24 protein-coding genes are annotated in these 22,462 nt (G+C 67.3%); 11 read left to right on the top strand and 13 right to left on the bottom strand.

The window, feature by feature from the left end:
- Positions 1-114: 114 nt before the first annotated feature.
- Positions 115-1,410: a tRNA uridine-5-carboxymethylaminomethyl(34) synthesis GTPase MnmE gene (gene mnmE / locus V5F66_RS10920; protein ID WP_394093844.1), complete on the bottom strand. Its 1,296-nt coding sequence runs from the start codon at positions 1,408-1,410 to the stop codon at positions 115-117.
- Here mnmE and V5F66_RS10915 point away from each other — a divergent pair.
- Positions 1,409-1,549, top strand: a complete 141-nt coding sequence (locus V5F66_RS10915; protein WP_157048076.1) for a hypothetical protein — start codon at positions 1,409-1,411, stop codon at positions 1,547-1,549. The two genes, mnmE and V5F66_RS10915, sit on opposite strands and share 2 nt — an antisense overlap.
- Positions 1,546-3,555 (top strand): thioredoxin domain-containing protein, encoded by a 2,010-nt coding sequence (locus tag V5F66_RS10910; protein WP_394093843.1) that lies wholly within the window; start codon positions 1,546-1,548, stop codon positions 3,553-3,555. The genes V5F66_RS10915 and V5F66_RS10910 overlap by 4 nt, the downstream gene beginning before the upstream one ends.
- Positions 3,556-3,744: 189 nt before the next feature.
- On the opposite strand, the gene dnaQ is transcribed toward V5F66_RS10910, so the two are convergent.
- From dnaQ to V5F66_RS10885, 5 genes are all read right to left on the bottom strand, one after another.
- Positions 3,745-4,467: a DNA polymerase III subunit epsilon gene (dnaQ, locus tag V5F66_RS10905; RefSeq protein ID WP_394001048.1), complete on the bottom strand. Its 723-nt coding sequence runs from the start codon at positions 4,465-4,467 to the stop codon at positions 3,745-3,747.
- Between the two features lie 12 nt (positions 4,468-4,479).
- Entirely contained in the window at positions 4,480-5,082 is a 603-nt protein-coding gene (gene coaE / locus V5F66_RS10900) for a dephospho-CoA kinase (RefSeq protein ID WP_394001046.1), read from the bottom strand.
- A gap of 3 nt (positions 5,083-5,085) precedes the next feature.
- Complete coding sequence (locus V5F66_RS10895; RefSeq protein WP_394093842.1) at positions 5,086-5,934, bottom strand: shikimate dehydrogenase; 849 nt, start codon at positions 5,932-5,934, stop codon at positions 5,086-5,088.
- Positions 5,931-6,530, bottom strand: coding sequence for a Maf family protein (locus V5F66_RS10890; protein WP_012113851.1), 600 nt, complete (start codon positions 6,528-6,530; stop codon positions 5,931-5,933). Before V5F66_RS10890 ends, V5F66_RS10895 begins: the two co-directional genes overlap by 4 nt.
- A 254-nt stretch (positions 6,531-6,784) precedes the next feature.
- Positions 6,785-7,636 carry a pyruvate, water dikinase regulatory protein gene (locus tag V5F66_RS10885; RefSeq protein ID WP_012113850.1) on the bottom strand — a complete coding sequence of 284 codons (852 nt, stop codon included), beginning with the start codon at positions 7,634-7,636 and terminating at the stop codon, positions 6,785-6,787.
- A 338-nt stretch (positions 7,637-7,974) separates the two neighbouring features.
- Here V5F66_RS10885 and hemE point away from each other — a divergent pair, with 338 nt between their 5' ends.
- The 9 genes from hemE to V5F66_RS10840 all read left to right on the top strand — a co-directional run bounded on the left by hemE (position 7,975) and on the right by V5F66_RS10840 (position 15,504).
- On the top strand, positions 7,975-9,021 hold the full coding sequence (gene hemE / locus V5F66_RS10880; RefSeq protein ID WP_394008624.1) for a uroporphyrinogen decarboxylase: 1,047 nt from the start codon (positions 7,975-7,977) through the stop codon (positions 9,019-9,021).
- 23 nt (positions 9,022-9,044) lie between these two features.
- Entirely contained in the window at positions 9,045-9,479 is a 435-nt protein-coding gene (gene hemJ, locus V5F66_RS10875; RefSeq protein WP_394001040.1) for a protoporphyrinogen oxidase HemJ, read from the top strand.
- A gap of 249 nt (positions 9,480-9,728) precedes the next feature.
- Positions 9,729-10,997, top strand: a complete 1,269-nt coding sequence (gene rho, locus V5F66_RS10870; RefSeq protein WP_012113847.1) for a transcription termination factor Rho — start codon at positions 9,729-9,731, stop codon at positions 10,995-10,997.
- Positions 10,998-11,373: 376 nt separating this feature from the next.
- Positions 11,374-11,934, top strand: coding sequence for a NifU family protein (locus V5F66_RS10865; protein ID WP_012113846.1), 561 nt, complete (start codon positions 11,374-11,376; stop codon positions 11,932-11,934).
- Positions 11,935-12,035: 101 nt separating this feature from the next.
- Complete coding sequence (gene tsaB / locus V5F66_RS10860) at positions 12,036-12,719, top strand: tRNA (adenosine(37)-N6)-threonylcarbamoyltransferase complex dimerization subunit type 1 TsaB (protein WP_394093841.1); 684 nt, start codon at positions 12,036-12,038, stop codon at positions 12,717-12,719.
- Entirely contained in the window at positions 12,716-13,192 is a 477-nt protein-coding gene (locus V5F66_RS10855) for a GNAT family N-acetyltransferase (protein WP_394053257.1), read from the top strand. Before tsaB ends, V5F66_RS10855 begins: the two co-directional genes overlap by 4 nt.
- Before the next feature lie 91 nt (positions 13,193-13,283).
- Positions 13,284-13,703 carry a Fur family transcriptional regulator gene (locus V5F66_RS10850; RefSeq protein ID WP_041576625.1) on the top strand — a complete coding sequence of 140 codons (420 nt, stop codon included), beginning with the start codon at positions 13,284-13,286 and terminating at the stop codon, positions 13,701-13,703.
- Positions 13,700-14,641, top strand: a complete 942-nt coding sequence (olsA, locus tag V5F66_RS10845) for a lyso-ornithine lipid O-acyltransferase (RefSeq protein ID WP_394093840.1) — start codon at positions 13,700-13,702, stop codon at positions 14,639-14,641. Before V5F66_RS10850 ends, olsA begins: the two co-directional genes overlap by 4 nt.
- On the top strand, positions 14,638-15,504 hold the full coding sequence (locus tag V5F66_RS10840; RefSeq protein WP_012113841.1) for an NAD-dependent epimerase/dehydratase family protein: 867 nt from the start codon (positions 14,638-14,640) through the stop codon (positions 15,502-15,504). The genes olsA and V5F66_RS10840 overlap by 4 nt, the downstream gene beginning before the upstream one ends.
- Positions 15,505-15,533: 29 nt before the next feature.
- Here V5F66_RS10840 and trmB read toward each other — a convergent pair whose 3' ends face one another.
- The 7 genes from trmB to V5F66_RS10805 form a co-directional block, all read right to left on the bottom strand.
- Complete coding sequence (gene trmB / locus V5F66_RS10835) at positions 15,534-16,229, bottom strand: tRNA (guanine(46)-N(7))-methyltransferase TrmB (RefSeq protein WP_394008628.1); 696 nt, start codon at positions 16,227-16,229, stop codon at positions 15,534-15,536.
- A gap of 114 nt (positions 16,230-16,343) precedes the next feature.
- Positions 16,344-17,537, bottom strand: coding sequence for a methionine adenosyltransferase (gene metK, locus V5F66_RS10830; RefSeq protein ID WP_012113839.1), 1,194 nt, complete (start codon positions 17,535-17,537; stop codon positions 16,344-16,346).
- A 120-nt stretch (positions 17,538-17,657) separates the two neighbouring features.
- A complete protein-coding gene (locus V5F66_RS10825) occupies positions 17,658-18,071 on the bottom strand; it encodes a helix-turn-helix domain-containing protein (RefSeq protein ID WP_012113838.1) in 414 nt (137 codons plus the stop codon).
- A gap of 99 nt (positions 18,072-18,170) precedes the next feature.
- Positions 18,171-19,763, bottom strand: coding sequence for an apolipoprotein N-acyltransferase (lnt, locus tag V5F66_RS10820; protein ID WP_394093876.1), 1,593 nt, complete (start codon positions 19,761-19,763; stop codon positions 18,171-18,173).
- Between the two features lie 39 nt (positions 19,764-19,802).
- A complete protein-coding gene (locus V5F66_RS10815) occupies positions 19,803-20,777 on the bottom strand; it encodes a hemolysin family protein (protein ID WP_394008630.1) in 975 nt (324 codons plus the stop codon).
- A 23-nt stretch (positions 20,778-20,800) separates the two neighbouring features.
- The gene (ybeY, locus tag V5F66_RS10810; RefSeq protein ID WP_394001028.1) at positions 20,801-21,331 is read right to left on the bottom strand and encodes an rRNA maturation RNase YbeY; all 531 of its coding nucleotides are present in this window, start codon (positions 21,329-21,331) and stop codon (positions 20,801-20,803) included.
- Positions 21,332-21,335: 4 nt separating this feature from the next.
- Positions 21,336-22,376 carry a PhoH family protein gene (locus V5F66_RS10805; RefSeq protein ID WP_049776121.1) on the bottom strand — a complete coding sequence of 347 codons (1,041 nt, stop codon included), beginning with the start codon at positions 22,374-22,376 and terminating at the stop codon, positions 21,336-21,338.
- Between the last annotated feature and the right edge of the window lie 86 nt (positions 22,377-22,462).

Raw genomic sequence — 22,462 nt, 5'->3', positions numbered from 1 at the left:
CCGGGGCAGAAAGGCGGTCCGTGCCGCCCCTTCTGGAAACGCCCTCTTTCCGGCGCCGTCAAGGCCGCAGCCGGCAATGTTTCACGTGAAACATCCTGCGGGCGCGGGTGGCGCCTATTTGCCGATGCAGAAGGTGCTGAACAGGGCGTCCAGCACATCCTCCACATCCACCCGGCCGATGAGCTGGTCCAGAGCCCGCACCGCGAGGCGTACGTCCTCGGACCGCAATTCCTCATGGCCGCCGAAGTCGCCCAGCGCCCGCTCCAGATGCAGCGTGGCCACCTCCAGCGCCCGCCGCTGCCGCTCGCGGGTAATGAGCGCCGGCTCGCGCCCCCCGAGGCGGTCCACCTCCTGTTCCAGTCGGCTGATGAGGGCGTCCACGCCAGCACCAGAGGCGGCGGAAATGCCCATCCAGCCTTCGAGAATGGCGGCATCCCGGTCGATCTTGGTGCGCACCTTCACGGCATGGGCAAGGGCAGGGGGCGGCTCGGACCCGGTATCGCAGAGCCAGAGCACCACGTCCGCACCTTCCGCCCGCGCCAGGGCGCGACGCACGCCTTCGGCTTCCACAAGGTCGGAGGTCTCGCGCAGGCCGGCGGTGTCCAGCAGGGTCACGGCCTGCCCGGCCAGTTCCAGATGCACCTCCAGCACGTCGCGGGTGGTGCCGGGAAGGGCGGAGACGATGGCCGCCTCGCGACCGGCAAGGCGGTTCAAAAGGGTGGATTTTCCGGCATTGGGCGGGCCGGAAATGGCCACCACCAGGCCGTCGCGCACCCGCTCGCCCCGCGCCGCATCGGAGAGAGCGGCAAGCAATTCCTCCTTCAGCCGGGCGAGGCGGGCGACGGCATCTGTCGTCACCTCTCCGGACACATCGCTCTCGTCCGAGAAATCGATGCCGGCCTCGATCAAGGCAAGGGCAGAGACCAGCCCCACGCGCCACTCCTCCACCCGACGGGAGAGGGCGCCGGAGGCCAGCGCCAAGGCCTGCTTGCGCTGCGCCTCGCTCTCCGCCGCGACGAGATCGGCCAGGCCCTCCACCTCCGCCAGGTCCAGCTTGCCGTTGGCGTGGGCTCTACGGGTGAATTCGCCAGCCTCGGCCGGGCGCAGGCCGGGCAGGGCGGACAAGGCCCGCAGCACCGCCGCCACCACGGCGCGCCCGCCATGGAGATGAAGCTCGGCCACATCCTCCCCCGTGGCGCTGGCGGGGCCGGGGAAGAACAGGATGAGGCCGCGGTCCAGCGTCTCTCCGGTCCGTGGATCGCTGAGCGCGCCGTAGCGGGCGACGCGGGGCGGGGGCAGCACGCCACACAGGGCCAATACGGCCGCCGCCGCCTCGGGACCGCTGATGCGCAGCACCGCCACGCCGGCCGGCAGGCGGCCCGACGAGAGGGCGAAGAGGGTGTCGGTCATGGCGTCGTTTCCCAAACTGGCGACGGATTTGCACGGCATCGGCAGATGGCGGACCATGCGTCCTTCATTGCCTGAATTTTTCGTCGCCATCTCCATTGCCACCAAAGCCGGCGTCAGCCGAGGGATTTTCAGATCATGAGCGAGAACCGCCTCTCCCGCGAGACCAGCCCCTATCTGCTCCAGCACAAGGACAATCCGGTGCACTGGTGGGCGTGGGGGCCGGAGGCGTTCGCGGAGGCGCAGGCCACCGGCAAGCCCATCCTCCTCTCGGTCGGCTATGCGGCGTGCCACTGGTGCCATGTGATGGCCCACGAGAGCTTCGAGAATGCGGATGTGGCGGGGCTGATGAACGCCCTTTTCGTGAACATCAAGGTGGACCGGGAAGAGCGGCCGGACGTGGACCAGATCTACATGTCCGCGCTCCAGCAGCTGGGCCAGAGCGGCGGCTGGCCGCTCACCATGTTCCTCGATCCGGAGGGAAAGCCGTTCTGGGGCGGCACCTATTTCCCCCCCGCCGCGAGCTACGGCCGCCCCGGCTTCACCGACGTGCTGCAGCAGGTCTCCACCGTCTTCACCCAGAACAAGGACAAGGTGGAGAAGAACACCGCCACCATCCTCGCCCGGCTGAAGAAGGCCGCGACCCCCGTGGCCGGCGCCGCCATCGGCCGGGAGGATCTGGATGACGCCGCCGCGCGCCTGCCAGCCATGTTCGATCCGGTCCATGGCGGGCTGAAGGGGGCGCCGAAATTCCCCCAGTCGGGGCTTTTGGAATTCCTGTGGCGGGTGGGCACGCGGCGCAAGAACGACGCGCTGAAGGCCATCGTCGCCCTTACCCTCAACCGCATGTGCGAGGGCGGGATCTATGACCATCTGGGCGGGGGCTTTGCCCGCTATTCGGTGGACGAGATCTGGTTCGTCCCGCACTTCGAGAAGATGCTCTACGACAACGCGCTGCTCCTGGAACTGCTGGCGCTGGCCTATTCCGACACCGGCGATGCGCTCTTCCTCACCCGCGCGCGGGAGACGGTGGGCTGGCTGAAGCGCGAGATGCTGACCCCAGAAGGCGCCTTCGCCGCAAGCCTCGATGCGGACACCGAGGGCCACGAAGGCCGCTTCTATGTGTGGAGCGAGGCCGAGATCACGGCCGTGCTGGGGGCGGAGGACGCCGCCTTCTTCAACCGCTTCTATGATGTGAGCCGGGCCGGAAACTGGGAGGTGGGCAACATCCTCAACCGCACCGAGGCCGGCGTGGTGAGCGCGGACGACGAGGCCCGCCTTGCGCCCCTGCGCGAAAAGCTGCTTCTCGCACGGGAAAAACGGGTGCGGCCGGGCCGGGACGACAAGGTGCTGGCGGACTGGAATGGCCTGATGATCGCGGCGCTGGCGCGGGCCGGCGGCTTCCTCGGCGAGGCGGAATGGGTGGCCCTGGCCCAGCGCGCGTTCGATGCCGTGGTGAGCCACATGGTGGTGGAGGGGCGCCTTGCCCATTCCTGGTGCGGCACCAAGATCGTGCTGCCGGGCCTTGCCTCCGACCTCGCCGCCATGGCCCGCGCCGGCATCGCGCTCCATGAGGCGACGGGCGCATCCGAGCCGCTGGCCCAGGCCGCGCACTTCCTTGAGGTGCTGGAAACCCACCATCGCGACCCCGAGACCGGCGCCTATTTCCTCACGGCGGACGATGGCGACAGCCTCATCCTGCGGCCGTTGGCGACCCATGACGAGGCGGTGCCCAACGCCAATGCGGTGGCCGCCGATGCCCTCATCCGCCTCGCCGCGCTTACCGGAAACGACGCGCTGAGGGCCCGCGCTGACCGGGTGCTGACCGGCGTTTCCGGTGCAACGGCGAAGAATGTGCTGGCCCATGGCGCCACCCTGAACGCCATCGACACCCGCCTCGGCCTCGCCGAGATGGTGGCGGTCGGCGCCAACCGCGAGGCGCTGGCTGCAGCCGCGCTCAAGGTGCCATTCCCGCTTCGGGTGGTGGCGCGTGCGGGTGATGGGGTGGCATCCGGCAGCGTGATGGCGGCCCGCATCGCATCTGCGCCAGCGGAAGGGGCGGCTTTTGTCTGCGTCGGGGAGCGCTGTTCGCTGCCGGTGAGCGATCCGGCCCAGATCGCGGCGGTGGTAGGCGAAATGCTCTCTTGAGGGGGAGTTTTTCCGGGCGGCGGGAGAGACCGCTCTTCAGATCGCGTCAGAAAGCCTCCTACGGGAGGTTTTCTACAGATGAAGAATGGATCGAACCACTAGCCATTTTGCCGTCCACGGCCTTCCCAATCGATCAACCTTCGGTTGATTTAAAGTTGTAAAACCGCAAAACGAGTAGTTCCAGCCCACTCAGCTGCCCGTCTTCTCCGCCTCGGGCACGTCGGCATATTTCAGCCAGAGCGCCTTCTCGCCCATGCTGGCGATGAAGGCCGCATGGGCTTCCGCTTCGGCAGCAGTCAGGCGCGGGGCGAGTGGGACGGGGCGGGGATGGGCCGCGGCTGCGGCGACCACAAGACGGGGAGCCTCGCTCGTGTCCTCCACCAGGCCGATGAGGCTGGCCTGCTTGCCGCCGAGCAGCTCGCCATAGACCTCGGCCAGAAGCTCGGCATCCAGCAACGCCCCGTGCTTCACACGGCGTGAGCTGTCGATGCCGTAGCGGTTCATCAGATCGTCGAGGCGGTTGCCGCCGCCGGGATGCTTGCGTCGCGCCAGCGCAAGGGTGTCCACCACCCGGTCACGGGCGATGGTGGGGCGACCGAGGCGCTCCAGCTCCGCATTCAGGAAGCCGATGTCGAACGCCGCATTGTGGATCACCAAAGTATCTTCGGCGATGAAATTCAGGAATTCGTCGGCAACGTCCTTGAATTTCGGCTTATCGGACAAGAATTCGGCTGACAGGCCATGGACGTTGAACGCCTCCACCGGCATATCGCGCTCGGGGTTGATATAGACGTGGAACACCGTGCCGGTGAGAATGCGGTTGACCATCTCCACGCAGCCGATCTCCACGAGGCGGTCGCCGCCATAGGCTTCAAGGCCGGTGGTCTCGGTGTCGAGCACGATCTCGCGCATGGGTCTTCTCCCTCAGCCGGCTGCCCGGCGCCCCGGACCCGAAAGCGCCCGCACGATGCCGGCCACCTGATGGGCTGCCGCCGGAAAGCCCCGGCCGGTGTCGATGACGAAATGGGCGCGGCGACGCTTTTCCGCGTCCGGCATCTGCTTGGCCACAATGGTCTCGAATTTTTCGTCCGTCATGCCGGGCCGCGCCAGCACGCGGGCGCGCTGCACAGCTTTCGACGCGCTGACCACAGCCACCGCATCCACGCGCCCGCGACCTCCGGTTTCGAACAGCAACGGGATATCCAGCACCACCAGCCGCGCCCCCGCGGTCCGGGCCTTCGCGAGGAAAGCCTCCTCCTCGGCGCGGACCAGGGGATGGACGATGGCTTCCAGCCGCTTCATGGCCTCGGGATCCGCCAGCACGCGGGCGCCGAGTGCGGCCCGGTCGATGGCGCCGTCCCGCGTCACGCCGGGAAAGGCCGCCTCCACCGGAGCCACCGCCCGTCCACGATAGAGTGCATGCACGGAGGCATCTGCGTCATGCACCGGCACCCCCATGGCGCGGAACAGCCCCGCCGTGGCCGACTTGCCCATGCCGATGGAACCGGTGAGGCCGAGGATCCACATGGGTCAGGCCGCCAGCTGGCCCTTGGCCCGAAGATCCGCGATCAACAGCTCGCGCAATTCGGGGGTCACCTCCGGCCGCACCCCGAACCAGCGCTCGAAGCCGGGCACCCCCTGATGCAGCAGCATGCCGAGGCCGTCCACGGTACGCAGTCCGCGCGCCGCTGCCTCGGTCAACAAGGGAGTGAGGAGCGGCACATAGACGATATCGCTCACCACCGCCTCGGGCCGGAGGCGCGACAGGTCCACGGTGAGCGCGGCTGCGCCCTTCATGCCAAGCGAGGTGCAATTCACCAGGATGTCGGCATCCGCCATCACCTCGCCCGCCTTGTCGAAGGCTAGCGGAACGACCGTTTTGCCGAACGCCGCCGCGATGGCCTCGGCCCGCTCCAGCGTTCGATTGGCCAGCACGATCCGCTCGAACCCACGCTCAACCATTGCATGCACGATGGCCCGCGAGGCACCGCCCGCGCCCAGCACCAGCGCCAGCTGGCGCGCCCCATCCCAGCCCGGCACTGTCGCATCCAGATTGGCGATGAAGCCGTAACCGTCGGTGCTGGCGCCGCACAGCCGGCCGTTCTCCAGCCACAGGGTGTTGGCGGAGCCCAGCGCCGCCGCGCTCTCATCCGCCTCGTCCAGAACCGAGAAGGCGATTTCCTTGTTGGGGGCGGTGACATTGCAGCCGGCATAGCCGCGCGCCGCGAGGCTGCGGTAGAAATCCGCCGCTTGCGCCGGAGGAACTTCCTCCCGGCCATAGTCGCCGTCGATGCCGTAGGCCTTCAGCCAATAGCCGTGGAGCAGAGGCGACCGAGAATAGCTGACCGGCGAGCCCGTGATGCACACCCGCACGGTCACGGCAGCAACCCCTGTTCCCGGAAGAAGGGCAGCAGCTGGAGCAGCGGCAGGCCGAGGATGGTGAAATGGTCCCCATCCACCCGGGTGAACAGGTGCACCCCCACCGATTCCAGCTGATAGGCGCCCACCGAGGTCAGCACCCGCGGCCCGGCGGCGGTGATGTAGGTGTTCAGCGCCTCGTCGCTCAAAGGCCGCATGGTGAGAAAGGCGCTGACCACCGTCTCGAACAGGATCGCACCGTCCCGGGCCACCGCCACCGCCGAATGCAGGGCATGGGTCTGGCCGGCCAGCTCCTGGAGCTGCAGCCGCGCCGCCTCGAGGCTCACTGGCTTGTGGTAGATCTTCGGCCCCAGCGCCAGGGTCTGGTCCGCCCCCAGCACCAGCCGCCCCGGCGCCGCGTGCGATCCGGCAAGGGCCTTCGCACGGGCCAGGATCACGGCGATGCCGGCGGGATCCACCGCGCCCGCGTCGGCCTGAATGGAGCGTTCGTCGACCTCGGCGGCCACGGTTTCCACAGGCACGCCGGCATGGACGAGAAGGGTCAGGCGCGTCGCGCTCTTCGATGCCAGGACGAGCGGCTGTTCATCACGCCACACAAGCTCTCTCCTCTGCTGCGCCGCGCCGGCTGGAACCGATGCCTGTTTGGGTTTCCCCCAAAGGCGGCCGGGGTGCAAGCTGTGCTGTCGTCTCATAGCAATGACGCATGAGCTTTGCTCAAAGCCATTGGTCAAGCCCGCGCGGCGCCCGGCTCCGGCCATTGCCGGATCCGGCTTTAACATCCACAACTCGGGAACACCCGAGTTGTGGCGCGACCCACTTGGCCTCGGTCGTTGACCCAGGCTGACGGTCCTTACGTCTCGGCGATGGCCCGGCGCCGGCGCTCGCTGTAGAGCGCGTAGATGGTGGCGGCGGTCTCTTCCACCGAGCGGCGGGTAACGTCGATGAGGGGCCAGCCGTTGCGGGCGCACAGGCGCCGCGACAGGATGATCTCCTCGTTCACCGCCTCCCGATCAATGTAGGACGCGCCGAGATCCGCGGCATTGAGCCCCAGGAGGCGGTTCTGGCGGATCTCCACAATGCGCTCCGGGCTTGCCACCAGGCCGACCACCAGCGGCTTCTTCAGCTTCTCGACGCCGGGTGGCAGGGGCACGCTGGGCACCAGCGGGATATTGGCGGTCTTGATGCCGCGATTGGCGAGATAGATGGAGGTGGGCGTCTTGGAGGTGCGCGACACCCCGAGCAGCACCACGTCGGCGCTTTCGAGGTCGTCGGTCATGTGCCCGTCGTCGTGCATGACGGTGTAGTTCAGCGCGTCGATGCGCTTGAAATAATTGGCATCCAGCGAGTGCTGCCCGCCCACGCGCGGGGTCGGGCTGCCGCCGAGATAGGACTGGAACAGCTGCACCACCGGCGCCAGCACCGACATGTAGGGCACGCCGAGTTCACGGCAGCGCTCCTTCAGCCGCTCGCGGATCTCCTTGTCCACCAGCGTGTAGAGCACGATGCCGGGATTGCTCTCGACCTCGTTGAGCACCCGCTCCAGCTGCTTCATGGAGCGGATGAGCGGATAGACATGCTCGATGGGCAGCACGTTCGCATACTGCGCGCAGGCCGCCCGCCCCACATTGATGAGGGTCTCTCCCGTGGCATCGGACACGAGGTGCAGGTGGAAGTAACTCTCGCCGGGCGTCTTGAGATTCACAATTATCCACCGCTCCTGTGGAACACTGTTGAAAAAGGCACGCCCGGTGCCGTGGTGCAAGGGCGGGCTTGGGATAACCCTGAAATCCATCCACACCCAACCGGTCCGGGACAGAATCCGGGCACCCCCTGTGCGTCCATGTGGACACCTTCTGCCGACCCCCGCGTTAATCCTTTGTTAACCGGCCTTTCGCCGGCTTCGCAGCTGCGGCAAGTGAGCCTTCGGGATTGGGGATGCCTGTGGATCGGTTGTCGAGGGCGGCGCACATCGTTAATCAACCGTTAAGACTCCAAAGACTCTCTCTCTTTAAAAGATTCTAGTTAGATTGAAGGACCGGGATGACCGCCGCGCTCGAGACACGATCCCCCTTCCTGCGGGTGCTCGACGGCACCCCGCTCGATCCCCCGCCACTCTGGATGATGCGGCAGGCCGGGCGCTATCTGCCCGAATATCGCGCGGTGCGGGCGGAAGCGGGCGATTTCCTTACCTTGTGCTACACGCCGAAGCTCGCCGCCGAGGTGACGCTCCAGCCCATCCGCCGTTACGGCTTTGATGCGGCCATCATCTTTTCCGACATCCTGGTGGTGCCCCACGCCCTTGGCGTCGGCCTCACCTTCGAGGCCGGCGAGGGTCCGCGGCTGACCCCGGTGACGGATCAGGCCGGCGTCGCGGCCCTCACGGATCGGCTGGACCCCGACAAGGTGGACCCTGTCTACGAGGCCATCGCCTCGGTGCGGGCGAGCCTTCCGGCCGAGGTGGCCCTGATCGGCTTCTGCGGCGCGCCCTGGACGGTGGCCACCTACATGGTGGCGGGCCACGGCACCGACGACCAGGCCCCCGCCCGCATGCTGGCGCTGCGCGACGAAGCTTTGTTCCAGAGCCTCATCGACCGGCTGGTGGAAGCCTCCATCGTCCATCTGGCGGGACAGGTGGCGGCCGGCGCCGACGTGGTGCAGATCTTCGACACCTGGGCCGGGGTGCTCGATCCCTCCTCGTTCGAGCGCTGGTGCGCCGAGCCGCTGCGCCGTATCGTCGCGGGATTGAAGGCGCTGCACCCCCATGTTCGGGTGATCGCCTTCCCCAAGGGCGCGACGCTGGAGGCGCTGGAGCGGCTGGCCGACACCGGCATCAACGCCATTGGCCTCGACTGGTCGGCGGATCGGCAGGCTGCGCGGCGGCGGCTGTCCGGCCGTGTGGCGCTGCAGGGCAATCTGGATCCGCTGCGGCTCATTGCCGGCGGTGCGGCGCTGGAGGACGAAGTGGCGCGCATTCGCGACGATTTCTCGGGTGCGCGGCACATCTTCAATCTCGGCCACGGCATCCGCCCCGAAACCCCGCTCGACCATGTGGAAAAGCTGGTGGAAGCGGTGCGCCGCGCGCGCTGATCCTCGTCGAGGTCAGGACCCTGATGGCTCACGATTTCTATAGCTGGATCAAGGCTCTGCATGTCATCGCCGTGATCTCCTGGATGGCGGGGATGCTGTATCTGCCGCGCCTCATGGTCTATCACTGCGCCGCCGAGGCCGGCTCGGTGCAGTCCGAAACCTTCAAGGTAATGGAACGCCGGCTGCTGAAGGCCATCATCAACCCCGCCATGATCGTCACCTGGCTGGCCGGGCTTTATCTGGCCTATGCCGGCGGCTGGTATTTGGCCGGCTGGTTCCACGCCAAGTTCGTGCTGGTCTTGGCGCTGTCGGGCTTCCATGGTGCCCTGTCGCGCTGGGTGCGCGACTTCGGTGAGGACAAAAATTCCCGTCCGGCCCGTTTTTATCGCATCGCCAACGAGGTGCCGACGCTGCTGATGGTCGGCATCGTCATTCTTGTGGTGGTCAAACCGTTTTGATATTGCCTTGTCCGGAAGGAGGACTTGCGCCGCCTTCCGTGCCCGCCTATCTTGGGGGCGCTTTCCTAAACGCAGGCAAACGCGCTTCCTTCAGTCCGGTGCTGTCATTGGCCCGGCCGGCGCGTCAGGCGGCGAGCTGCGTGCCCCCGGCTTCCCCTGAAGACCTGCGACCCCGTCCCTCCCCCGCCGCCCATGCCTGATCGCTGCGATCGGCCTTGGCGTACTCAAGATTCATCGAGGCTTTCCCTTATGCGGGAAGTGAAACTTCAAGACCTTAAGTCCAAGACCCCCGTGGAGCTCCTCGCCTTTGCCGAGGAGAGCCAGGTGGAAAACGCCAGCACCCTGCGCAAGCAGGAGCTCATGTTCGCCATTCTGAAGCAGCTGGCGGCCACCGAAACCGAGATCATCGGCGAAGGCGTCGTCGAGGTGCTCCAGGACGGCTTCGGCTTCCTGCGCTCGCCTGAGGCGAACTATCTGCCGGGACCGGACGACATCTATGTCTCCCCCTCCCAGATCCGGCGCTTCGGCCTGCGCACCGGCGACACGGTGGAAGGACAGATCCGCTCGCCGAAGGAAGGCGAGCGCTATTTCGCGCTTCTCAAGGTCAATACGATCAATTTCGAAGACCCCGAGAAGACGCGCCACAAGATCAACTTCGACAATCTGACGCCGCTCTATCCCGACGAGCGCCTCAAGCTGGAGCATGAGGAAACCGTTGGGAAGAAGGACTTCTCGCCGCGAATCATCGATATCGTGGCGCCCATCGGCAAGGGCCAGCGCGGCCTCATCGTGGCCCCGCCCCGCACCGGCAAGACGGTGCTGCTGCAGAACATCGCCAAGTCCATCACCGCCAACCATCCCGAATGCTTCCTCATCGTGCTGCTCATCGACGAGCGGCCGGAAGAAGTCACGGACATGCAGCGCTCGGTGAAGGGCGAGGTGGTGTCCTCCACCTTCGACGAGCCGGCCACCCGCCATGTGCAGGTCGCCGAGATGGTGATCGAGAAGGCCAAGCGCTTGGTGGAGCACGGGCGCGACGTGGTGATCCTGCTGGATTCCATCACCCGTCTCGGCCGCGCCTACAACACGGTGGTGCCGTCCTCCGGCAAGGTGCTCACCGGCGGCGTGGACGCCAACGCCCTGCAGCGTCCCAAGCGCTTCTTCGGCGCGGCGCGTAACATCGAGGAAGGCGGTTCCCTCACCATCATCGCCACCGCGCTCATCGAGACCGGCTCGCGCATGGACGAGGTGATCTTCGAGGAGTTCAAGGGCACCGGTAACTCGGAAGTCATCCTCGACCGCAAGGTCTCCGACAAGCGCGTGTTCCCGGCCATCGACATCACCCGCTCGGGTACCCGCAAGGAAGAGCTTCTGGTGCCGGCCGACACGCTCAAGAAGATGTACGTGCTGCGCCGCATCCTCAATCCCATGGGTACGGTGGACGCCATCGAGTTCCTGCTCGACAAGCTGCGCCAGACCAAGACCAATGCGGACTTCTTCGATTCCATGAACACCTGAGGGCGCCCGCGTCCTCCACGGTGGTGCAAGATTCAGCCGTCGCGCCTTTTGGGCGTGGCGGCTGTGCTGTTTCAGGTACCTGAACAAAGCGCCAACAGGGCGGTTCGGCCGATTCGCCCCGCTTGTGTTCCGGGGCTGTTCGCGGGTTGGCGGAGGCTTGTCCCGAAAAGGGATGACCTGCCCTCGCGAGGAATACACACGCAACCTGCCACCTCACGCGATTCGCGCCCGGTCCGTTCCGGCCGCGTTCCCCATGGGCCGCGGCCTGTGTCAATTCAGGACCTTTCCCGAGGCGCCCTTTGCGTTTGGCGGGTGAGCCCCTATCTTCAAGAAAACGCGCAGGTTCGCCTGCTGCTTTTCTTTTGAGGATTGAGCCATGTTCATTCAGACCGAAACCACACCGAATCCGGCGACCCTGAAGTTCCTGCCCGGCCGTTCGGTGCTGGGGGAAGGCACCCTCGACCTGCGCTCCCATGACGACGCCGACCTCTCCCCCCTCGCCCAGCGCCTGTTTGACGTGCGCGGCGTGGCAGCGGTGTTCCTGGGGTCGGATTTCGTCACCGTCACCAAGGCGGAGGCGGAATGGCCGCAGATCAAGCCGGCCATCCTCGGCGCGATCATGGAACACTTCATGTCCGGCGCCCCGGTGCTGTCCGACGGCGTGAAACCCGAAGTCGCCGATGCCGACGAGTTCTACGAGGCGAAGGACGCCGAAATCGTCGCCACCATCAAGGAGCTTCTGGACACGCGGGTGCGCCCGGCGGTGGCCAATGACGGCGGCGACATCACCTTCCGCGGCTTCAAGGACGGTATCGTGTTCCTGAACATGAAGGGCTCGTGCTCCGGCTGCCCCTCGTCCACGGCGACGCTGAAGAACGGAATCGAAAACCTTCTCAAGCACTTCGTGCCGGAGGTGACCGAGGTTCAGGCGGTCTGAGGGTCGCTCGCCATTAACCTTTCTGTAAGGTGAGCGTTCGGGGTCGCTTCCCCTCGCCACGGTTTCGGTTGATCGTGGCGAGGAGTGGGGCACCCGGTTTCATGTTCGTTCTAGCCATCGATACGGCGCTCGCCGCCTGCTCCGCCGCGGTGCTCGACACCGAGACGGACAGCATTGTCGCCGGTGATTCGCTGCTCATGGAGCGCGGTCACGCCGAGACGCTGATCCCGCTCGTGGAGCAGGTCATGGCGGCGGCGGGCCTTGATTTTGAACACCTTGCGCGCATCGCCGTCACCATCGGGCCCGGCAGCTTCACCGGGCTTCGGGTGGGGCTTTCGGCAGCCCGTGGCTTCGGGCTGACCTCCAATCGGCCGGTGGTGGGGGTGACGACGCTGGCGGCGCTTGCCGCCCCCTATCTCGCCCAGGACGATGCGGTTCCCGTGGTGACCGCCATCGATGCCCGCCACGGCCATGTCTTCCTGCAGATGTTCGGCGTCGGCGCCCGCACCCTGATCGCCCCGCGCGTCACCAGCGTGCGCGAGGCGGCGCGGTCGGTGGCCATCGGGGCGGTGCGCCTCGTGGGCTCGGGCGCGGCCCTGGTGGCGGAGGCCTGGCCTCCGGCGGAGCAGCCGCCTTTGCTGGTGGACGACACTGTTGCCCCGGATGTGGCCTGGGTGGCCCGGCTCGGCGCCGTGGCCGATCCGGAAGCCGCCGAGCCCCGCCCGCTCTATCTGCGCTCGCCCGACGCCAAGCCGCAGGACAAGGCGCGCGTCGCCCGCCGATGATCGGCCTTCTCGAGCGCTTCTTTCCCCCCCGCCCGCCGCTGCTGCGCGACGCGGTTGCCGCCGACATGCCGCATCTGGCCGCCATCCACGCCCGGGCTTTCGCCCGCGGCTGGGGGACGGACGAGTTCGAACGGCTGTTGTCCGACCGGGCGGTGCGCGCCCATGTGGCGACGCCTGGCGCCCGGCGCCCGCCGGTGGGTTTCATCCTATCCCACGTGGTGCCGCCGGAAGCCGAGGTGCTCACCGTTGCCGTGGTGACGGACCGCCGCCGCCGGGGCATCGGCCGGGCTCTCGTATCCCACCATCTGGCGCGCCTCGCCGCCGAGGGGGTTTCCACCTCGTTCCTGGAGGTGGAAGAAGGTAATCTGGCCGCACGCACCCTTTACGAGCATCTGGGTTACCGGGAAGTGGGGCGCCGGCGGGGCTATTATGCCGGCGGCGCGGACGCCCTGCTGCTGCGGCGGGATTTTTGAGGGACGTCCGCCCCCTTGCAGGGATCGGGCCGGAGGGCGATAAGGCGTCTGTCCCGTTGGATCGCGGAGGTCCCGCTTGAGCGGCAGCAACATGAGCGTCATCGAGGAAGCGTGCCTTGCCAAGGGCATGAGGATGACGGAGCAGCGCCGGATCATCGCCCGCGTGCTTTCCGGCGCGCAGGACCATCCTGACGTGGAGGAACTGCACCGCCGCGCCGTCGCCATCGACGACAACATCTCCATCTCCACGGTCTATCGCACGGTGAAGATGCTGGAGGATGCCGGCATCATCGAGCGCCATGATTTCGGCGACGGTCGCGCCCGTTACGAGCAGATGCCGGACGAGCACCATGATCATCTCATCGACCTGAGATCCGGCCACGTGATCGAATTCCGCTCCGAGGAGATCGAGGCGCTGCAGGAGGCCATCGCCCGCCGCCTCGGCTACAAGCTGCGCGGCCATCGCCTCGAGCTCTATGCCGTGCCCCTCGAAGAGGATGAGAAATCGTGACGCCGGCCCGCGAGCCGGCGGGCGAGGCTACGCGCCTGCCCCTTGAATTCGGCGGCCTTGAGCCCCTGGGGCCAGAGCAGCCGGCGGTCTCGCGGTTTCTCGATCGCCTGAGGGCGGCGGCTGTGCTGGTCCCGGTGGCAGTGGTGACGGCGGTCGGCATTCCCCTGCAATGGCTGTCGCTCAAGCTCTCCCTGCCCACGCGCCGCAGCATCCCGCAGCTTTACCACCGCATCCTCCTCAAGTTCATCGGAGTGCGGGTGACGGTGAAGGGGGCGCCGGCGGCCGACCGGCCGTTGCTCATCCTCGCCAACCATTGCTCCTGGATCGATATTCCGGTGATAGGGTCGCTTACGCCCCTCGTCTTCGTGGCGAAGAGCGAGGTGGGGCGCTGGCCGCTCATCGGACTTCTGGCGAAGTTCCAGCGCACGGTGTTCGTGGATCGGCAGCGCCGGCACGCCACCGGCGAAGTCAACCGCACCATCGCCGAGCGCCTCCAGGACGGCGACCCGGTGGTGCTGTTCGCCGAGGGTACTTCCAGCGACGGCAACCGCGTGCTGCCGTTCCGCACGGCGCTGGTGGGTGCGGTGCGCGAAGCCATCGCTGATGGCGCCGAGGTGACGGTGCAGCCCCTCGCGGTGTCCTATGTGCGTCTTCAGGGCCTGCCCATGGGGCGCCTTCACCGTCACATCGCCGCCTGGTATGGCGACATGGATCTGGTGCCGCACCTGCTGGAGGTGCTGTGCCACGGCTCCATCGACGTGGAGGTCTCCTTCGGCGAGCCGGTGCGGCTCGACGAGGCCCACGACCGCAAGACCGTCACCCGCCAGTGCGAGGAGGCGGTGCGGCTCATGAGCGTGGAAGCTCTCACCGGCCGCCCGCCCGACACGGGCGAGGATGAATCTCACGTTGCTCCGGTTCTGGTGTCCCCTGTTTCATGACGACCCTTGCGGCTCTGGGCTTCGGCTATTGCGTGCATCATCTGGTGGCGGGTGAGCCCGCGGCCTTTTCCCGTGTCGTCGGCACTGCCCGGACGGCCGAGCGCCTTGCCGTGCTGCCCGCCGGGGTGGAGCCCGTCCTGTTCGATGGGGAAAGCCTGTCCGCCGTTCTGGCCGATGCCCTCGCCGGCACCGACCTGATCATTGCGTCAGCGCCTCCGGATGCGCGGGGCGACCCGATTTTGCGTTGCGCCGGCACGGTGCTGGAGGCCGGCCAACTGCGCCAGGTGGTTTATCTCACTACCCTCGGCGTCTATGGCGACCATGGGGGCGACTGGGTGGATGAGGCCACACCCCCGCGCGCCGGCAGCCCGCGCCTGGAACGGCGGCTTGCAGCGGAACACGAGTGGTTCGCCTTCGGGCAGAAGCGCGGCATTCCGGTCTCTGTGCTGCGCCTTGCGGGCATCTACGGGCCCGGCCGCAATGCGCTGGAGCAGCTCAGGGCGGGCGAGGCGCGGCGTATCGACAAGCCGGGCCAGGTGTTCAACCGCATCCATGTGGCGGACATCGCCCGCACCATCCGCGCGGTGGTGGACCGGCGCTTCGACGGCATCCTGAATGTCACCGACGACCTGCCCGCGCCGCCCGGCGATCCCATCGCCTATGCAGCGGGGCTTCTCGGCCTGCCGGTGCCGCCGGCCATCCCGTTCGATGAGGCGGCACGGGACATGAGCCCCATGGCGCTGACCTTCTGGGCTGCCAACAAGCGGGTGGCCAACCATAGGCTCAAGTCCGAACTGGGGGTGAGCCTCGCCTATCCCACCTATCGTGAGGGCCTTAAGGCGCTTTACGATTCCGGCGCCTGAGGGGTCTGGCGCGGCCTGAAGCGACCGGATCAGATCCGCTCGAAGGTCAGGTAGGTCGGGCTGCGCCCTTCCTCCAGGGCCTTCGCCTCGTAGCGGGTGCCGGGCCAGTGCGGATAGGGCTGGCGCCAGTCGTCGGCCCGCTCGGCGGTCCAGCGGAAGGCACCGTGGGCGTGCACTTCGGCCAGGGTCCAGCCCACATAGTGCGGCACGTCGGATGCGAAGCGGAACACGCCGCCCGGGCGGATGGCGCGGGCGAGGCGGTCCAGATTGTCCGGCCGGACGAACCGGCGCTTCCAGTGGCGGCGCTTGGGCCAGGGGTCGGGATAAAACAGGTCGGCGCCGTCGAGGCTCGCCTCCGGCAGGCGATCCAGCAGCAATGCCGCGTCCTCGCCGAACAGGCGGATGTTGGAAAGCCCGGCCTTCTCCAAGTCCACCAGCATGCGCGCCATGCCGTTCACGAACGGCTCGGCGCCGATGAAGCCCATGTCGGGCCGGCGCGTGGCATGGGAGATGAGATGCTCCCCGCCGCCGAAGCCGATCTCCAGCCACAGGCCACTGATGTCGTGCGGGAACAGGGAGGCCGGGGTGCGTGCGTCCTCGGCGGCGAAGCGCCAGATGGGCAGGAGGCGCACCATGGCGTCCTGCTGGGCGCCACGCAGCGACTTGCCGATGCGCCGGCCATAGAAAGCGCCGTGACGTTCCGTTTCTTCGGTCATGTCCTGCATGTCATGACGGATCCCGGCGATGCGGTAGCATCCGGGATCCCTTCGCTCCGTCACAGCGCAGTTCCATCCAGCGCGCCGCCCGGAGGTCCGGGCGGGCGACCGCGGGGTCTGGCGTCAGGCGACCGCCGACTTGAGGGCGTCCACGAGGTCGGTCTTCTCCCAGGAGAAGCCGCCATCCGCTTCCGGCGCGCGGCCGAAATGGCCATAGGCGGCGGTGCGGGCATAGATGGGCTTGGTCAGGCCCAGATGCTCGCGAATGCCGCGGGGACGCAGGTTCATCACTTCCCGCAGCACGGTCTCGAGCTTGGCCTCGTCCACGTTGCCGGTGCCGTGCAGGTCCACATAGACCGCCAGCGGGTCGGACACGCCGATGGCATAGGCCAGCTGGATGGTGGCGCGGTCCGCGAGGCCAGCCGCAACCACGTTCTTGGCGAGGTAGCGCGCGGCATAGGCCGCGGAGCGGTCCACCTTGGTGGGATCCTTGCCGGAGAAGGCGCCACCGCCGTGGGGAGCCGCGCCGCCGTAGGTGTCCACGATGATCTTGCGCCCGGTAAGGCCGCAGTCGCCGTCCGGCCCGCCGATCACGAACTTGCCGGTGGGATTGACGTGCCAGACCGTGTCCTTGGAGATCCAGCCCTCGGGCAGCGTGGCGCTGATATAGGGCTCAACGATGGACTTCACGTCGTGGGACGACAGGTTCTCATCCAGGTGCTGGGTGGACAGCACGATCTGGGTGACGCCAACCGGCTTGCCGCCCTCGTAGCGAACGGTGACCTGGCTCTTGGCGTCGGGGCCGAGGGCGTGAGTCTCGCCGGAATGGCGGGCTTCGGCCAGGGTCTTGAGGATCTTGTGCGCGTAATAGATCGGGGCAGGCATCAGCTCCGGCGTTTCGCGCACGGCATAGCCGAACATGATGCCCTGGTCGCCGGCGCCTTCGTCCTTGTTGCCGGCGATGTCGACGCCCTGGGCAATGTCGGCCGACTGGGCATGCAGCAGGACATCGATGTCCGCCGTTTCCCAGTGGAAGCCTTGCTGCTCATAGCCAATCGACTTGATGGCAAGGCGGGCAGCATGGGACAGCAGGTCGCGGGTGATGGAAGAGGGGCCGCGGGTCTCGCCGGCGATCACCACCTTGTTGGTGGTGGCGAGCGTCTCGCACGCCACACGGATCTGGCTGGGGTCCCAGCCCTCGACTTCGGCCGTTCGGAAAAAGGTATCCACCACTTCGTCGGAAATGCGGTCGCAGACCTTGTCAGGGTGGCCTTCGGAAACCGACTCACTGGTGAACAGATAGGACTGACGCGCCATGTCTTCGACCCTCTTCTCCGACCCTCTTGCGCCCGCGCCGCGTTGCGGTCTCTTCTTGTGGCAACGCGGCAGCGAGCGGTCAAGGTCGGTAGCGCGAAATCGTTCGTCAAAACGAACGGGTCAGGTCGGCGTCTCGGCTTCTCCGGCGATGGCGATAACCAGTTCCACGATCCGCCGGCGAACCTTCGGGTCGGTGATACGCATGAAGTTGCGGGTGAGCGTCAGCCCGTCCGAGGTCGCGAGGAAGTCGGAGACGTAGGCGGGCGACTGGTCTTCGGAGAAGCCCTCTCCCTCGGGCCCGACCGTCGGAGCGCCTTCGAAGAAGAACGCCACCGGTACGCCGAGCACGGTCGAGATCTGCTGGAGCCGGCTCGCTCCTATGCGATTTGTGCCCTTTTCATATTTTTGGATTTGTTGAAAGGTAATCCCGAGATGCTCGCCGAGCTTCTCTTGGCTCATGCTGACCATCATCCGCCGCATGCGGACGCGCGAGCCGACGTGCTTGTCAATAGGGTTCGGCGCCTTCTTGGCCATGGTCTCTCCGGCTATGTCGGAAAAGATTAATCATTACTTCGCGGTGCGAAGGCTGCCCTGATTGCCGGCGAACATAGGCATACAATCTACGAGCGTCGATCAACCTTTGCGTGTAATCCAGCGGCTTGAAGGCGCTATCGCAAGTAGCAATGAACCCATCAGCAAGCCGGCAAGCAGTGCAAGGTTGAAACGCGCCGCAAGCGGAACCGTTTCAAGCGGCTTCGGCAAGGGACCATCGACGAGGCTCGATTCGCCGAGGCGCGATCCTGCGACAATACGACCCATAGGATCAATGATCGCCGAAATGCCCGTATTGGCTGCACGCACCAGGGGAAGGCCTTCCTCGATGGCGCGCAAGCGAGCCTGCACAAAGTGCTGGTAGGGCCCGGGTGTGGTTCCGAACCAGGCGTCATTGGTAAGGTTGAGGAGCCAGGTGGGGCGGGGTCCACCCGGAATTACCTTTCCAGAAAAGATAACTTCATAACATACCAGCGGTGCGGCAAGGCCGGCGCCGGGCACTTCGAGCCCGCTGAACGCGCTGCCGGATGCGAAGCCGCCCCTCACCCGCGTCAATTGCTCGATTCCGATAGACTCGAGGAATGACTGGAACGGCAAGTATTCCCCGAACGGCACGAGGTGCACCTTGTCGGTATTGCGCAGCACGTGGCCCTTCGCGTCGATGACGCGGATCGCATTGAAGAACGGCGAATGCTGGCCCGGCGGGGGCAGGTCGATGCGCACCGCTCCGGTCACCAGCGTCACGTTGGGCGGCAGGGTGGCGGCGATGTCCTCCGCCGCCCAGGGCTCGCGCTCGTAGATGAAGGGGAAGGCTGATTCGGGCCAGATGAGCAGCGTCACGTCGGGGAGGCCCGCCGGGTAGGTGGGGCTCGGGCGCGCGCTCAGGGCGAGATAGTCGGCCAGGATCTCGCGCCGGCGGTCATAGGCGAATTTCTTGTCCTGCGGCAGGTTGGGCTGCATCACCCGCAGGTGGACGCCCGGAACCACCTCAAGCGGCGTTGCCGCCAGCCGCCAGCCGCCCCAGCCCGCCGCGCCGGCCAGCAGCAGTGCCGCACAGGCGACGGCGGCCAGATTGCGTCGGTCCGGCACCAGGAGCAGCACCGGGCTCGACAGCAGCAGCACGGCGAAGAAGGTGAGGCCCCAGATGCCCACCAGCGCGGCGCTCTGCATCAGCAGGTCGGACTGCGCGAAGGCATAGCCGAAGGTGTTCCAGGGAAAGCCGGTCAGCACATGGCCGCGTAGCCATTCCGACACGGTGAGGCCGAAGGCGAGGGCGAACAGGCGCCAGCCGCCCTTCGACCACAGGAGGCGCGCCAGCACCGCGCCGATCGCAGGGAACAGGGCGAGCCCCGTGGGCATGGCCAGCACCGCGAAGGGCAGCAGCCAGCCGAACACGTCCGCCTCCACTAGGAAGGCATCGCCGATCCACCACAGGGAGGCGAGGAAATAACCGAAGCCGAACCACCAGCCGACGCCCGCCGCGCTCCACAGGCGGCGTTTCAGCCCACCCCTGCAACCGTCGATCAGCAGAACCAGCACGCCGAAGCTCAGCACCAGAACCGGCCACAGGCCGAACGGCGGCATGGCCAGGGCGCCGATGGCGCCGGCAACGAAGGCGACGCCGCGCCGGCGCCAGCCGGAGAGGAAGCGCAGCGCCAGCAGGCGCCCGCGCAGCCGCGCGGTCGGGGAGGAGGGTGGGAGCACGCGGGGGCGCTACAGGTCGGATGTGCTGGATTCGGTGGCGGGCACCGGCGCGTCTTCCCGCGGGGGAATGACGCGCAGCTTCTTCACCCGGCGCGGATCCGCCTCCAGCACCTCCACCTCGAAGCCGCCGGGCAGGGCGATCACTTCCCCCTGCTTGGGCACCCGCGAGGCCACCATGACCAGGAGGCCGCCCAGGCTGTCCACCTCTTCCATGGCCTCCTCGGACGCAAATGTGGGGCCGAGCACTTCGACGGCGGCTTCCAGCGGCGTGCGCGCATCGGCGAGGAAGCTGCCGTCCGGCTGGCGGATGAGCAGGGTCTCGGCCGCCTCGTCGTGCTCGTCCTCGATCTCGCCGACGATCTCCTCCACCACGTCCTCGATGGAAACGAGGCCGTCGGTGCCGCCATATTCGTCGATGACGAGGGCGAGATGGGTGCGCGCCGCCTGCATGGCGACCAGCAGGTCCACCGCCGGCATGGAGGGCGGCACATAGAGGATGCGGCGGATGAGCCCGGCATCCTCCAGCGAACCGTCGAGATTGACCGCGCCGAGGTCGAGCTTGTTGCCCGGCTGGCTGGTCAGGTCGCCGGCGAGGAAGGCGATGAGGTCGCGGATGTGGACCATGCCCACGGGGTCGTCCAGCGTGTCGTCATAGACCACGAGGCGCGAATGGCCGACGCCGACGAACAGCTTCAGCAACTCGCCCAGCGAAACATCCTTGCGCACGGCGACGATCTCGGCGCGGGGCACCATGATGTCGCCGATGCCCACCTCCTTGAGGTGGAGGATGTTGCGCAGCATCTTGCGCTCGGACGGGGTGAATTCCCCTTCCTCCTCGGGTGCTTCCGCCGCGTCCAGCACCTCCACGAGGTCAGTGCGGAGCGAGCCGTGCGGGCGGAACGTGCCGAGGAGGGCACGCAATCGATCGAGAAAACTTTGCGGTTCCGCGCTGGTCTCGGTCGTTGGCTGGTCGATGTTGGACATGGCCTGATCTTCGCCTTGGAACGTCAGTCCTGGGGCAGGGCATAGGGATCGTCGATCCCGAGCCCCGCAAGGATCCGCCGTTCCAGCGCCTCCATTTCCTCTGCTTCGGTGTCGTCTATGTGGTCGTAGCCTAGAAGATGCAGGGTGCCGTGCACCACCAGATGGGCGAGGTGGTGCCCCGCCGTCTTGTCTTCTGCCCGGGCTTCGCCGGTGAGGGTTTCCAGCGCGACGATGATGTCGCCCAGCGGCTGGGGCGCGTCCACGTCGTCGGGGAGGTCCGGCTGGGGGAAGGACAGCACGTTGGTGGCCTTGTCCTTGCCGCGCCACTCCCGGTTCAGCACGCGGATGCGGGCGTCGTCGGTGAGGGTGATGGCGACCTCGCAGGGCTCCGGCACCTCGTCGCCGCAGGCCGCGAGCGCTGCTTGCGCAGCCCGCACACAGATCGCCTCGGCGTCGGGCAGGGCGGACCAGCCGTCCGCCTCCACCAGCACGTCGATGGCGACGGGGTCCTCCTCGGGGGGGGCGCTCGTGGCGACTAGCTTCAGGGCGGCCATCAGATCAGGCTCCGGCCTTGCCGAGGCGGGCGGACGCGGCCTCGAGCTTGGCCGCGTCGAGCTTCTCGTAGGCCGCGACGATGCGCCCGACCATCTCGTGGCGCACCACGTCCTCGGCCTTGAAGACGCACACGCCCACCCCCTCGATGCCTTCCAGCAGCCGCACCGCCTCGGCGAGGCCGGAAATCTGGCCCTGGGGCAGGTCGGTCTGGCTGGCGTCGCCGGTGACGATCATGTGCGAGTTCTCGCCCAGGCGGGTAAGGAACATCTTCATCTGCATGGAGGTGGCGTTCTGCGCCTCGTCCAGGATCACCGCGGCGTTGGAGAGGGTGCGCCCGCGCATGAAGGCCAGCGGGGCGATCTCGATCTCGCCCGATTGCAGCGCCCGCTCCACGAAGGGCCGGTCCATGAGGTCATAGAGGGCGTCGTAGATGGGGCGCAGGTAGGGGTCCACCTTGTCCTTCATGTCGCCCGGCAGGAAGCCGAGCCGCTCGCCCGCTTCCACCGCCGGCCGCGACAGGATGATGCGGTCCACCATGCGCCGTTCCAGCAGGTGCACCGCATAGGCCACCGCGAGCCAGGTCTTGCCGGTGCCTGCGGGGCCCGAGCCGAACACCAGGGTGTGCCGCTTCAGCGCCCGGATATAGGCGTCCTGGGCAGCGGTGCGCGCCCGCACCGGGCGGCGGCGCAGCTGGATCTCGTCGAACGACTGGCGGTTCTCGGCCGGATCGAAATCGAACAGGGAGCCCTGCGAGGTGACCTCGCGGATGGCCCCGTCCACGTCACCCTGGCCGATGTCACGGCCCTTGCGCAGGGCCTCGTAGAGGTGCTCCAGCACGGCGCGGGCCTGCTCGCAGGCGTCGCGCGCGCCTTCCAGTGTCACGTGGTTGCCGCGCGAATCGGCCTTCACCCCGAGCTTGCGCTCGATCACCGCCAGGTTGCGCCCGTAATGGCCGAACAGCAGTGTGGCGAGCCGGTTGTCGTCGAAGGCCAGCACCACATGGGCGGGGCCTTCGTCATCGAGGCTCGCCCACGGCGCCGTCACCGCCGCGCGGGCCGGGCCGGAGGGCGGCAACGGGCGTTCGGAGGGGCGTTCCGAGGAACGTTCGAGGGGACGGTCGCGGTCGCTGC

The sequence above is a fragment of the Xanthobacter versatilis genome (assembly GCF_043193975.1).
GTDB lineage: Bacteria > Pseudomonadota > Alphaproteobacteria > Rhizobiales > Xanthobacteraceae > Xanthobacter > Xanthobacter autotrophicus_E.
Note: the sequence above shows the minus strand (reverse complement) of the source record. Positions and strands in the feature narration are given on the sequence as shown.

Excerpts from the sequence above, each read along its gene's own strand:
- V5F66_RS10915 (WP_157048076.1), top strand. The coding sequence starts at position 1,409 with ATGGCGTCGTTTCCCAAACTGGCGACGGATTTGCACGGCATCGGCAGA.
- mnmE (WP_394093844.1), bottom strand. The coding sequence starts at position 1,410 with ATGACCGACACCCTCTTCGCCCTCTCGTCGGGCCGCCTGCCGGCCGGC.
- V5F66_RS10910 (WP_394093843.1), top strand. The coding sequence starts at position 1,546 with ATGAGCGAGAACCGCCTCTCCCGCGAGACCAGCCCCTATCTGCTCCAG.
- dnaQ (WP_394001048.1), bottom strand. The coding sequence starts at position 4,467 with ATGCGCGAGATCGTGCTCGACACCGAGACCACCGGCCTTGAAGCCTAT.
- coaE (WP_394001046.1), bottom strand. The coding sequence starts at position 5,082 with ATGTGGATCCTCGGCCTCACCGGTTCCATCGGCATGGGCAAGTCGGCC.
- hemE (WP_394008624.1), top strand. The coding sequence starts at position 7,975 with ATGACCGCCGCGCTCGAGACACGATCCCCCTTCCTGCGGGTGCTCGAC.
- hemJ (WP_394001040.1), top strand. The coding sequence starts at position 9,045 with ATGGCTCACGATTTCTATAGCTGGATCAAGGCTCTGCATGTCATCGCC.
- rho (WP_012113847.1), top strand. The coding sequence starts at position 9,729 with ATGCGGGAAGTGAAACTTCAAGACCTTAAGTCCAAGACCCCCGTGGAG.
- V5F66_RS10865 (WP_012113846.1), top strand. The coding sequence starts at position 11,374 with ATGTTCATTCAGACCGAAACCACACCGAATCCGGCGACCCTGAAGTTC.
- tsaB (WP_394093841.1), top strand. The coding sequence starts at position 12,036 with ATGTTCGTTCTAGCCATCGATACGGCGCTCGCCGCCTGCTCCGCCGCG.
- V5F66_RS10855 (WP_394053257.1), top strand. The coding sequence starts at position 12,716 with ATGATCGGCCTTCTCGAGCGCTTCTTTCCCCCCCGCCCGCCGCTGCTG.
- V5F66_RS10850 (WP_041576625.1), top strand. The coding sequence starts at position 13,284 with ATGAGCGTCATCGAGGAAGCGTGCCTTGCCAAGGGCATGAGGATGACG.
- V5F66_RS10840 (WP_012113841.1), top strand. The coding sequence starts at position 14,638 with ATGACGACCCTTGCGGCTCTGGGCTTCGGCTATTGCGTGCATCATCTG.
- trmB (WP_394008628.1), bottom strand. The coding sequence starts at position 16,229 with ATGCAGGACATGACCGAAGAAACGGAACGTCACGGCGCTTTCTATGGC.
- metK (WP_012113839.1), bottom strand. The coding sequence starts at position 17,537 with ATGGCGCGTCAGTCCTATCTGTTCACCAGTGAGTCGGTTTCCGAAGGC.
- V5F66_RS10825 (WP_012113838.1), bottom strand. The coding sequence starts at position 18,071 with ATGGCCAAGAAGGCGCCGAACCCTATTGACAAGCACGTCGGCTCGCGC.
- V5F66_RS10815 (WP_394008630.1), bottom strand. The coding sequence starts at position 20,777 with ATGTCCAACATCGACCAGCCAACGACCGAGACCAGCGCGGAACCGCAA.
- ybeY (WP_394001028.1), bottom strand. The coding sequence starts at position 21,331 with ATGGCCGCCCTGAAGCTAGTCGCCACGAGCGCCCCCCCCGAGGAGGAC.